Genomic DNA, 12066 nt, shown 5'->3' with positions numbered 1-12066 from the left:
TCCAGATGGCTGCGGAAGGGCTATACAGACAGGGTGCGGCCGCCATCCACCGGCAGGATCTGGCCGGTGACGAAGGGCGCGTCGCGCAGCAGCCACAGCACCGCGCCGGCGACATCGTCGGGCGAGCCGCTGCGCTTCAGCGGGGTGCGCGACAGCAGCGCGTCCTGATCGTCGTAGGTCTTGCCTTCGCTGGGCCAGAGCACGGCGCCCGGTGCCACGCCGTTCACGCGGACAACTGGTGCCAGATCCAGCGCCAGCGCCCGGGTCATCGCCGCCAGCGCGGCCTTGGCCATGCAGTAGAGCGGGTGGTCGGCGAGCGGGCGTTCGGCGTAGATGTCCACCAGGTTCACGATGGCGCCGCCGCTGTCGCGCAGTGCGGGTGTCGCGGCCTGGGCAAGAAAGAACGGTGCCTGCGCGTTGGACGCGAACAGTTCGTTCCATTGGGCCGCAGTGGCGGTTCCGACCGGGGTGGGATAGAACGCCGAAGCGTTGTTGACCAGCCCGTCCAGCCGGCCGAAGCGTGCGAGCAGCACGTCGACCAGCGCCGGCAAGGCATCGATGTTGGCCAGTTCGGCCTGCAGCACCAGGGTGCTGTCGGCACGCTGCTGCTCCAGCTCGCCAGCCAGTGCCTCGGCCTCGGCGACCGATCGACGACAATGCAGGGCCAGGTCGTAGCCGGCAGCGTGCAGGGTGCGCGCGATCGCCGCGCCGACCCGTTTGCCCGCGCCGGTGATCAGCACGACGGGACGCTGCTGGCCTGGCTTCATGTGGAACTCCTGCGACGTTGGTTCAGACAGGCAGCTTGCCGCAATGCGGCGGGTGCGTCATCTGCAGGTGCTATTTCGCGTCCGGTTTGCCGCGACGCTGGGCTTTCCTTGCGGGGACGTGTTTTGTCGTGGCTGCGGGCTGCGTGTCCGCAGCGGTATCCATCACATCGAAGCCCTGCTTCATCATCGCGATGGTGGTGGCCGCGACCTGGCCGGTGTCGTAGTAGGCATAGGCACCCACGCCCAGTGCGCCGACGACCGGCATCCAGCGCGACAGACCCTCGCCCAGCGCGCGACGGCTGAGCTTCACGCCGATCTGTTTGGCGATGCGCTCGATCATGCCGTACGACAACGGGCGGAACAGCAGCCGGTCGCCCATGCGGACCGCCACGTCGCGGAAGGCCTGCGCGGTGGTGTGGCGGAACAGGCACCACAGCATCTGTTCGCGCCCCAGTTCGGCATGACGGCCGTAGGCGGCGGCGATATCGCTGACCAGCTGCGCCTGGATTTTCCAGATGGCCAGCAGCTCGGGCAGTACCGTGAGCCAGCCCAGCGGTCCTGGCGGAAGCGCGAGCGAGCCGGCCGTGAGCGCCGCGCACTGGGCCGCGCGATTCGCCAGCCGTCGCGCCTCCACTTCGGGATGCGGATTGCCATGCACCCCGCTGTCGGGGATGTGGCTGACGAAATCGAGGATCGCGCGGGTGACCCGGCTGCTGGGGTCGTCCGGGTCGATCACGGCAGGCAGGGAGGCCGTGGGTGATGCGGGCGGTTTGGACATGCGGTGTCCAGCAGGCGGCGGTAAAGGAGCCTCATGCTGGACCATTGGGTGTGAAGGACGCTCGAACGGCAGCAGATGTACGGGATGTGACTTCCGGTACAGGCGGTTATGGCGGCATGATGGCAATGTTATAACATTGCAATTGTTGCCCCGTCCTGTCTGGAACTTCCCCCACATGAAACTCACCCCGCTCGCCTTGAGTCTCGCCCTTGTCTTTGGGGCGCCTGCTTTCGCCGCCACCTCCGATACGGTTCCCGTGGCCGCCCCATCGGCCCCATCCGCTGCGGTCGGCAGCCCGGCATCTCCGCAGCATGCGAAGAACCTGACCACGGTGGATGTCAGCGCAGCGCTGGATCAGGAGCGCAATGCCCTCTCGCCGGACACTGGCTCCAGCCAGTACGTGATCAACCAGAAGGCGATCAAGCAGCTGCCGCTGGGCGCGTCCACGCCGCTCAACCAGGTCGTGCTGCAGGCGCCGGGCGTGGTGCAGGATTCCTATGGTGGCCTGCATGTGCGCGGCGACCATGCGAACCTGCAGTACCGCATCAATGGCGTGATCATTCCCGAGTCGATCTCCGGCTTCGGCCAGACCCTGGACGCGCGCACCATTCAGAGCGTGAAGCTGCTCGACGGCGCCCTGCCGGCACAGTACGGCCTGCGTACCGCGGCGGTGGTGGACATCACCACCAAGAGCGGCCACGACCTTGGCAATGGCGGCAGCGTGGGCATCACCGGTGGCTCGTTTGGCACGCTGAACCCGAACGCCTCGGTCTGGGGCAGCCACGACCGCTGGAGCTATTTCCTGACCGCCAACTACATGGAGAACGATGCCGGCATCGAGAATCCGACCTCCAGCCGGAAGGCCATCCATGACCACACCAACCAGGTGAAGGCGTTCGGCGACATCTCCTACCTGATCGACAACGACACGCGCCTGAGCTTCATGTTCGGCATGGCCAACAACCGGTTCGAGATTCCCGACAACCCGAACCAGCAGCCGGCCTTCCAGTACCTGGACCGCACCGGCTTCAATTCGGCCAATCTCAACGAACAGCAGCAGGAGCAGACGCGTTTCGGCGTACTGTCGCTGCAGGGCAAGCTGGGAGCGACCGATTATCAGGTTTCGCTGGGCCAGCGTTATTCCAGTCTCGATTTTTCGCCGGACGTGGTCGGTGACCTGATGTTCAACGGCGTGGCCTCGGCCATTTCCCGCAGCAACCGCGCCAGCACGATGCAGGCCGATTTCGCCACGCCGCTGGGCGACGACCACACCCTGCGCTATGGCCTGTACGGCAGCTACGAGAGTGCGCCAAGCGTCAATGACTCATGGGTATTCCCGGCCGATGCCGCCGGCAACCAGACCAGCACCACCCCACTCGACATCATCGACACCAACCGTGTTGTCGCCAAGACCTGGTCGGCTTACGTGCAGGACGAATGGAGCATCGGCCAGAACCTGACCGTGAACTATGGCCTGCGTGGCGACATGTACAAGGCATTCCGCACCGAAAGCCAGCTCAGCCCGCGGCTGGGCCTGGTCTACCAGGCTGGCGCCAACACCACGCTGCACGCGGGCTATTCGCGTTACTTCACGCCGCCGGCCACCGAGGCGATCACCACCGCCAACATCCAGAAGTTCGCGGGCACCACCAATGCGCTGTCCGACAACGGCGACAACACGCCGCTGGCCGAGCGCAGCGACTACTTCGACGCCGGCGTCCAGCAGCAGTTCGGCAACGGCCTCACGCTGGGGCTGGACACCTATTACCGTCGGGTGCACCGGCTGCAGGACGAAGGCCAGTTCGGTGCGGCGCTGGTGTACTCCACCTTCAACTACGCCAAGGGGCGCGTGAAGGGCGTGGAGTTCACCGCCAACTACGACAGCGGTCCGCTCAGCGCCTACTTCAACTTCGCCGCCAGCCAGGCCATGGGCGAGCGCGTGATCACCAGCCAGTACAACTTCGACCCGGTCGACCTGGCCTACATCGCCGACCATTACATCTTCCTCGACCACAACCAGACGTATACCTCGTCCGGCGGCATCAACTACGCGCTGGGCGATGCCACGCGCGTCGGCGCCGACTACCTGTTCGGCACCGGCCTGCGCCGCGACAGCTCGGTGCCGAACGGCGCCTCGATGCCGGACTATTTCCAGCTCAACCTCAGCGTGTCCCACGACTTCGACTTCCGGAGCACGGGCAAGCTGCACACCCAGCTGGCGCTGATCAATGCGCTGGATCGCAGCTACGAGCTGCGCGACGGTACCGGCATCGGCGTGGGTGCGCCGCAGTTCGGGCCACGGCGTGGCCTGTACCTGAGCCTGCAGAAGGACTTCTGACCGTTCACCCCTGACGTCCCATCACCGGCAACGCGCCCCGCTCCCCCGGGAGCGTTGCCGGTGACGGGCGTCGCTTTGCCGGTCATGCAGGTGGGCATGCGGGTGCATCGGCTATCCTTGACGTCTTTGCAGACGATGGCGCAACGCATGTCCTCCCGCCTTCCCGAACCCGGCGCCGACGAGCGCGACCACTCCGAGCGACTGCTGCAGCACGTACGCGAGCTGATCGTATCGCAGGGCCCGTTGTCGTTCGCGCAGTACATGGAGCGCTGCCTGTATGCGCCCGGGCTGGGCTATTACAGCGCGGGCAAGGCCAAGTTCGGCGAAGCCGGCGACTTCGTCACCGCGCCGGAGCTGGGCGAGCTGTTCGCGCGCTGCGTGGCGAACACGCTGCGTCCGGTGCTTGACGCGCTGGGAGACGATGCGGATTTCCTGGAGCTGGGCGGTGGCAGCGGCGCATTTGCCGAAGCCGTGCTGAAAGCATTCGATACCGACGGCCCGATGCCGCGTCGTTACCTGATCCTGGAGCCTAGCGCCGACCTGCGCGAGCGGCAGCGCGAACGTCTTGCCGCAACGTTGCCGCCGGCCGTGGCGGCGCGTGTGGCCTGGCTGGACCGTCCGCCCGAACAGGAATGGCGGGGCGTGTTGTTCGCCAACGAGGTGATCGACGCCCTGCCGACCACCCGTTTCGCGATCCGCGAGGGCGAGGTCTACGAGGAACACGTGGCGCTGAGCGGCGAGGGCGCGCTGCTGCGCGTCGATCGGCCGGCGGATGCGCTGGTCGCTGGTGCCGTGCGTCACGTCGAGCGCGATCTTGGAGAGCCGTTCGCCGAGGGCTACCGTTCGGAAGTGCTGCCGCAGCTGCCGTACTGGATGCAGGCGGTGGCCGGCACGCTGACCCATGGGGTGATGCTGTTCGTCGACTACGGTTACGTGCGTCGCGAGTTCTATCTGCCCGAACGTCGCGACGGCACCCTGATGGCGCATTACCGCCACTATGCACATTCAGACCCGCTGTGGCTGCCGGGCCTCAACGACCTCACCGCATCGGTCGACTTCACCGCGCTGGCCGAGGCCGGCAACAGCGCAGGGTTCGGTGTGGCCGCCTATCTGCCGCAATCCCAGTTCCTGATCGGCAGCGGACTGCCGCAGGCCTTCGAGGACGCCTATCTTCAGGCGACTGACGAAGCCGTCCGCTATCGGCTGGCGCAGGAAGTGAAGCGGCTTACCATGCCGGACCAGATGGGCGAACGCTTCCAGGCCATGCTCCTGGCGCGTGGTCTGGATGTCCTGCCGCTATCGACCGAGCTGCTGGCGGCTGACCAGGGCGGACGTCTTTGAGCTAAACGCTGGCGCTGTAGTTGTTGCGCGCGCCGCTGCGCGAATGTGCTGGTGTGGGTGGGGCACAAGCTGGACAGGCGCCAGCGCTGAATACGTCGGTTATAGAAATCGGTTGCCGCGTTGATGAAATGCTTGGCGCATCGCTAGGGCCACCATATGCCAGGGATGGAAGGCAAAGGTGACCGTGTGATTGCCGGCCGGGACGCATACAGCCTGGAACATGGTGTTGGCGCGATGGATCGGGGTCGTAGTGCCGTCGACATCAGCCTGCCATCCAGGGAAGTCGATGTCACCGAGCACCAGCCAACCGGGGGCGTTGCCTTGTGTCTCCACCGTAATACGGGTGGGCTTGGCCTGCGCGGAGAGCACTCGTATACGTCCGATGCAGGTTGTTGCCGCTACCTGGGCCGTGCGGGCGTCGGCGTCGTCACGCGGCGTGAGCCACAAGAGGTTGCGAAAGTTCGTCTCGGCAAAGGTCCGCGGAGCGGGGGCATTGCCAGGAGCGGTGATGGTTGCCCGGACTGGCGTGAGCAATCGTGGGTAGGCGCGGGTATTGCGCCACACATCGGTGGTTTTCCCGGAGAAAACCAGCACGTAACCCGATGGAGGCGACCAGGGTGCTGCCTGAGGCGTCTTGCCCTTGACTAGATAGTTCACGCTCAACAGGTCACTGAGAGGGCTAGCCGGAGATGGGTTGTACGGGGTATCGACGCGTGGCAGGTTGCCGTTGTCCCGGGCGCCATACCATTGGTTGTACAGCGCATAGTGGAGTGGGTTGTAGCCCTGTGTCGAAGGGATGTCGCGCAACACGACGTAATTGTCCCAGGATACATGTGCATCGATAGTCTCGATGCGAGGCTTCAGGAACCCATGCCCATTCTGCAATTGGTGCGCCAGGAAAGTTGCCGTATCGTCGCGCATGAACCATGCGTGCCATGTTGTGGTAGCTTTTGAAACTGCCGTTGAGGTTGAAGCAGCTGTAGTCGGCGACCAGTAATAGCAATAACCATGTCGCCGTGCGGGTACGGCTTCCGAGGCGTTGCAGTCGCCACCAGGCGAGTACGGCAAAGAGTGCTGCAATCAGCGAATGAGCCCGCCATGGCGATTCGGTACCGTGCAGTTGCGAGCTGGCCCACACCAGCCCGATGGTAGCGATGATCAGCAAGATGCCGACGTACCGCTTCGAGTCCAGCCTGAAATGGCTGGCCGACAGGCCGGTAAATATCGCCAGGGCGAAGTTCAGCAGATAGGCCGCATCCGATGGTCTGCGAAAATGCTGGATGCCGGGCATCCAGCGGTACAGCCAGCCGTAGAACGGCGCATGCAGGCCAAGCATGTAAAGAGTCGCCACGACGGCAACGATGGCGAAAAACAGCAGTTGTCGCCGCTGTGCGGGGCATCGCCACGCGGCTCCCAATCCGCATAGCACCAGCAGTGGCATGACGCCGATGTAAAAGTATGCTTCGACGCGGTCGGCAGGTCCCGTGTAGGGGCCACTCAGTGCATGCCATACATTGGGGTCAAGCAGGCTGACCAGGCTTCGCAGCGGCAGGGATGAGGTTGCTGAGGCCGCCAGCGGCATCACATTCCGGTTGGACAAGCTGATAAAGGCCCAACTGAACAGCAATTGCGGCAGGGCAATGCAGACGGCCAGCCATACGGCTGCGATCATCCCGATGCCGTAACGCCAGCGCGTTTGGGTACCGTAATGACGCCAGTGCCATAAGCTAGCGATGAGCGCATAGCCGGTGATCATCAGTGCGAACAGGTAGGCAACCTGCACCAGGTTCGTGGCCAACGCCCCTGCGGCCAGGCCAAGCAAGAGTCCACGGAGCAGGCCCGGTTCGGCGAGAAAGTGGCGTAGCGCAAGCAGCGCTACGGGTGCATAGGCATAGGCAAGCACGATGGGAACGTGCTCGAGCCGCGATGAGGCGACGCCGCCGGCCATGAATACCATCGCCCCGGTCAGTGCGCCGAAGTCGCGAGCGCCGCTTCGGCGCAACAGCGCCAGCATAGCGAGGCCCCCCATCAGCAGATGCAGAACTACGGCCCATGTGAACCAGTGGGCACCAGGCGCTTGCCGCAACAGCATCCATGCCATCAATAGCGGCGAGAACAGCATGCCCTGAGGGTCCGCAATTTGTGGGAAGCCCGAGTAAATATAGGGATTCCACCAAGGAGCGAGCCCCATGCGAAGGCTGTGCGCGTTGAAATATGCGGTGGGATAGAACTCGTCGATCGCATCCCACGGTAGTACGTGGGAACTGAACAGCAATGGCGAATAGAGAAGCAGCCACAGCCCCGAGAGGGCCAGAGACAATGCGAGTAAAGGATGCTCGCGGCGCAGTGCGGCCAGTCTTCCTTGGACCTGCATAGGATGTATTCCGGGGCGGGTGGCAACTTGATGGCTGACAAGTCTGGGCAATGCGCAGCCATTTGTCATGGCTGCATTGAACGGGCGCCAACTGGTGTGGGCAATGTTTCAGGGGGCGGTCTTGGCCGCCGCAATCGAGCAGATGCGCGCCCGTTCCATGGCTGCGCCGATGGCCGGGCCTTGCATGCCTTGCGCGACAAACGGTGCCGCCGTGATGGCGTTGGCCGCGTCCCGGGCGCGGCGCAGGTAATCGGCTTGCGGGTAATCGTCGTGTTCGTGGTCCAGCCGCCCGCGCTTGTCGGCCAGGCAGGCAGCGAGGAAGGCATCCAGTCGCTGCGGCCGGCGCAGTGCATCCAGCGCACCCAGCAGGCGCAGCACGGTGGCCGGCTTGAGCTCGAGTGCACGGTGCGCGTTGAGGTGCTCGCGACAGACGATCTCCGCCAGCGCAAGGTGTTCGGTGGGAACCTTCAGTCGTGCCGCCAGTCCGCGCAGTGGTGCCACGCCGCGCAGTTCGTGACCGATGTGGCGCGGCAGTTCGTCGGTGGGGGTAAGTGCCTTGCCGAGGTCGTGGGTCAGCGCGCAGAAGCCGACGAGGTCGTCGCCAGGGGCGATCGCGGCGGCGGCATCCAGCACCATTTCCAGGTGGATGCCGGTATCGATCTCGGGGTGATACTCGGCGCGTTGCGGTACGCCGTAGAGTGCGTCCACTTCGGGGAAAAGCACGCGCAGCGCATGGCTTTCGCGCAGCACGCGCAGGAAGGCCGAAGGCTGCGCTTCGCCCAGTGCACGACGCGTTTCCGCCCAAACCCGTTCGGGCACCAGGTGGTTCACCTCGCCGTCATGCACCATCTGCCGCAGCAGTTCCATGGTTTCGTCGGCCACGCGGAAACCCAGCGGGGCGAAACGCGCGGCGAAGCGCGCCACCCGCAGCAGGCGCACCGGATCTTCCACGAAGGCGTTGGACACATGCCGCAGCACGCGGGCCTGCAGGTCGGCTACGCCGCCATAGGGGTCGACCAATGTGCCCTGTTGGTCTTCGGCGATGGCGTTGATGGTGAGATCGCGCCGCGCCAGGTCCTGTTCCAGGGTGATCGTGGGGTCGGCCTGGAACAGGAAGCCGTGATAGCCGCGTCCGCTCTTGCGCTCGGTGCGCGCCAGCGCATATTCCTCGCCGGTATCCGGATGCAGGAACACCGGAAAGTCCTTGCCTACCGGTTTGAAGCCGCGCGCCAGAAGCTCATCAGGCCCGGCGCCGACCACGACATGGTCACGATCGACCACCGGCCGTCCCAGCAGCTTGTCGCGGACCGCGCCGCCGACGAGATAGATATCCATGCGTGGGATTGTGGCATGGCGCGTGCGCAGCGGAGGCGATCTGCCGGCGCCGCCGCGTGCCTGGATGTGGCGTCCGTGTCAGCGCTGCCGTTTGCGCATGTCGTCGAGGCGATGCTGGCGTGCGGCGCCCTGCAGCAGCAGCGGCAGCCATGGGGTAAACGGCTGGGGCACGATGCCGAGCGCGGCGTAGCCGTCGGTCTTGCCGACCGAGTCGGTGCGCAGCGAGCGGAAGTTGTCCATCGAGAACGGCTTTCCGGGCAGCATGCCGGCGACCTGGGCCTGCAGGCGGCCGAGGCTGTCGGGTAGCGGCAGGATCGGCGTATGCAGGCCCGCGGCATCGCGGATGGCGCGCACGATCCCGCCGAGCGTGAGCACTTCGGGGCCATACAGTTCGTAACTGTGTCCGCGCGCCGGGTGGTCGTCGCGGACACAGCGCGCGATCGCCTCGGTCACATCGCCGACCCAGGTCGGTGCCAGGCGCGATTGCGCACGCGCCAGCGGCAATACCGGCGCCTGCCGCAGCAGCGCGGCGAACCGGCTGACCAGGCCGTCGCCTTCGCCGAAGATCACGCTGGGCTGGTAGATCGTCCAGTGCAGGGAGGAAGCCTTGACCAACGCTTCCGCCTCGCCGCGCGTCTTGAGGTAGTCGGACAGTCCCTGGCCTGCTTTCAGTGAGCTCATCTGATGCAGGCGGGGCACGCCGCTGTCGACGCAGGCGGCGATCAGGCGGCGGGTCAGGTCTACGTGGGTGCGGCGAAACGTGTTCATGCCGTGCGGGTTGAGAATACCCACCAGGTTGATCGCGACATCGGCGCCGGCCAGCGCACTGCGCAGCGCTGCGTCGTCGTAGATGTCGGCACTGCGGATGCTCACGCCCGGCAGTACGGCCAGCGCGCGGTGCTGTTCGCGATTGCGTGACAGTACGGTGATGCGGTGGCCCTGGGCGGACAGACGTGGCAGCAGGTGGCTGCCCACGAAGCCGGTTCCGCCCAGCACGACCAGCTGACGTGCCTTCATGGCTGCACCGTGCCGCTGCTGGCGGGGCGGGCTACCGAGGATGCCGGTGCGGGCGTCTGGTCGGTGGGGCAGACGACTGATTTGCGCGCGGGTTGGGCCGGTGCGGCTATCATGGCTGCTGGGGTGTCCGGTGGGTCGACATAGGCAGGCATGCGCGAACTCATCGGCGCGACATTGCCATGCAGGCGCCAGTCGTAGATCACGCTGAAGGCCATCACGCGGGCCACGTATTCGCGGGTTTCCTTGTACGGCATGGTGGCGATGAATACATCGGGGGTGAGCTGGCCGCGGGCCTCGACCCACTGCCGCACCTTGGCCGAGCCGGCGTTGTAGGCCGCACTGGCCAGCCAGGGCGCATTGCCGAAGCGTGCGGCGAGTTCGGCCAGGTGGCGCGTCCCGAGGGTGATGTTGACGGCCGGGTCGTACAGCGAGTCGCCGCCGCTCCAGGCCAGACCGTTGCGGCGTGCCACGGCCGCCGCGGTACTGGGCAGCAGCTGCATCAGGCCACGCGCGTCGGCACCCGACTGCGCATCGGTCACCCATGCGCTTTCCGAACGCAGGATGCCGTAGGCCCAGGCCGGGTCGATGCCGGCCTGTCTGGCCTGCGCCACCAAGCCGTCCTGCCGTGCCAGCGGAAAGCGCAGGTCGTAGTAATGCAGCATGTCGCCGTGGCTGAAGGTGAACACGGCGCGGTCGTACCAGCCCTTGCTGTGGGCCAGTTCCGCCGCCAGCTGCCGGGTGGTGCTGTCGCTGTCGCGCAGTGCCCGGTTCCATTCGCTGCGCGCATAGCGGGGCAGGTTCACCGCGTACAGCTCGAACGCGCGTTCCAGCCCCGGCATGTCCAGCAAGGCGCGCTCGCGTTGCGGTTCATGGGGCGGCTGTTGCGGGCAGATGGCATACGGTGCGCCGATCCGGTCGGCGGCGAGGAAGCCGTAATAGGTAGCCTGCTGCGCCAGCGCGCGATACACCGACTGGGCGGCATTGGCCTGGCCCAGTTCACCCAGGGCGCGCGCGCGGAAGTAGCGCCACTGGCCGTCGTCCTGCTGTTCCGGCGGCATCGCCTGGATGGCGGCCAGCACGGCGGCCCAGTCCTGTTTCGCCAGGGCCAGGCGCACACGCCAGGCGCGGGTGGCGTCGCTCTGTGCGGCTGCGGGCAGTGCGATCAGGCGCGCCAGCGAGCCGGGGTCGAAATCGGCCGCGTGGTAGAGCGCCAACGCGTGCAGAATGTCGTCGCGCTGGGCGGGCGTGAAGCGGAAGCGGGTGTGCAGCTTCTGCCAGGCGCTGTCGGCGCTATCGGTATCGCGGTAAGCCAGGCGCCGGATCGCGATGGCGGCGGCGCGGCGCAGGCGCGGTGTGTCGGGCCAGTCGGTTGCGGCTTTCGCGGCGGCGGCGGGGTTGCGCAGTGCCAGTGCCAGTTTGCGGGCGGTCTCGGCCTGATGCGCGGGCAGCCAGGCCGCCAGCTCGGCCACCGTGCCACCGCGGCCGGCGTCGACGGCGTCGTCGATGCGCGACCACAACCGGGCGTTGGTCAGCAGGCCCTGGTCGTGGGCGGCCTGCAACACGGGGTCGCACGCCCCCGGCAGGCTGGGGTGCGACCACAACTGGGCCAGGTCGCGCTGGAAGTCGAGCTTCTTGCCGTCGGCGAGGCCGGCCTGCAGCGCGTCGCAGGCAAGGGTGAGGTTGATGCCGGGGCGGTACAGCGTGCGGAATCCCGCCCAGTCCTTGCGGCGCGCCAGTTCTTCGAGGAACTCGCGGCGCAGGTCATCGGCCGGAATCAGGCCGGGATACTTCTGCAGATAGGCTTGCACGGTCGCCAGGTCGACCTGGCGGATGTCGTGCTGGAGCGCGGCGAACGGCAGGTACGGGTACAGCGGGTAGTCGTGCAGGCCGCTGGCCAGCGGGCGCCAGCTATCGCCGCCCTCCCGGCTGGCGACATCCCATGCCTGCCTGAAGGCGGCACGCTCGGCATCCAGCGAATGAGCCGCGGGTGAACTCGATTGCGCGGTGGCACAGGCGGTCAGCCAGACACTTCCAAACAGGACGGTCAGCAGGTGACGAGCGCGGTTTTTGACGGGGAGTCGGGGGAACATGGGTGCTCCTGCAGGTGTTCCCGCGC

The 12066-nt window shown here is 66.2% G+C and carries 9 protein-coding genes; 2 read left to right on the top strand and 7 right to left on the bottom strand.

Annotated features, from left to right (window positions below; genetic code table 11):
• Window positions 1–20: 20 nt before the first annotated feature.
• Window positions 21–767, bottom strand: coding sequence for a pteridine reductase (locus RA164_RS15310; RefSeq protein WP_329741702.1), 747 nt, complete (start codon window positions 765–767; stop codon window positions 21–23).
• A 70-nt stretch (window positions 768–837) separates the two neighbouring features.
• Window positions 838–1545, bottom strand: a complete 708-nt coding sequence (locus RA164_RS15305) for a hypothetical protein (protein WP_329741701.1) — start codon at window positions 1543–1545, stop codon at window positions 838–840.
• Between the two features lie 175 nt (window positions 1546–1720).
• Between RA164_RS15305 and RA164_RS15300 the strand changes: the two genes are divergently transcribed.
• Both RA164_RS15300 and RA164_RS15295 read left to right on the top strand, forming a co-directional pair.
• A complete protein-coding gene (locus RA164_RS15300) occupies window positions 1721–3883 on the top strand; it encodes a TonB-dependent receptor (protein WP_329741700.1) in 2163 nt (720 codons plus the stop codon).
• 147 nt (window positions 3884–4030) lie between these two features.
• Window positions 4031–5224 carry a class I SAM-dependent methyltransferase gene (locus RA164_RS15295; RefSeq protein WP_329741699.1) on the top strand — a complete coding sequence of 398 codons (1194 nt, stop codon included), beginning with the start codon at window positions 4031–4033 and terminating at the stop codon, window positions 5222–5224.
• A gap of 99 nt (window positions 5225–5323) precedes the next feature.
• Here the strand turns inward: RA164_RS15295 and RA164_RS15290 are convergent, their stop codons facing one another.
• The 5 genes from RA164_RS15290 to RA164_RS15270 all read right to left on the bottom strand — a co-directional run bounded on the left by RA164_RS15290 (window position 5324) and on the right by RA164_RS15270 (window position 12040).
• Window positions 5324–5881, bottom strand: coding sequence for a YfhO family protein (locus RA164_RS15290; protein WP_329741698.1), 558 nt, complete (start codon window positions 5879–5881; stop codon window positions 5324–5326).
• A 22-nt stretch (window positions 5882–5903) separates the two neighbouring features.
• Entirely contained in the window at window positions 5904–7598 is a 1695-nt protein-coding gene (locus RA164_RS15285; RefSeq protein WP_329741697.1) for a glycosyltransferase family protein, read from the bottom strand.
• A gap of 108 nt (window positions 7599–7706) precedes the next feature.
• Window positions 7707–8933, bottom strand: a complete 1227-nt coding sequence (locus tag RA164_RS15280) for a multifunctional CCA addition/repair protein (RefSeq protein ID WP_329741696.1) — start codon at window positions 8931–8933, stop codon at window positions 7707–7709.
• Between the two features lie 78 nt (window positions 8934–9011).
• Window positions 9012–9950, bottom strand: coding sequence for a complex I NDUFA9 subunit family protein (locus RA164_RS15275; RefSeq protein WP_329741695.1), 939 nt, complete (start codon window positions 9948–9950; stop codon window positions 9012–9014).
• On the bottom strand, window positions 9947–12040 hold the full coding sequence (locus RA164_RS15270) for a transglycosylase SLT domain-containing protein (protein WP_329741694.1): 2094 nt from the start codon (window positions 12038–12040) through the stop codon (window positions 9947–9949). Before RA164_RS15270 ends, RA164_RS15275 begins: the two co-directional genes overlap by 4 nt.
• Window positions 12041–12066: the final 26 nt, after the last annotated feature.

This window comes from Dyella sp. A6, assembly GCF_036320485.1.
Taxonomy (GTDB): Bacteria; Pseudomonadota; Gammaproteobacteria; order Xanthomonadales; family Rhodanobacteraceae; genus Rhodanobacter_A; species Rhodanobacter_A aluminiiresistens.
The sequence above is the reverse complement of the archived record's forward strand: the minus strand, read 5'-3'. Positions and strand labels throughout refer to the sequence as shown.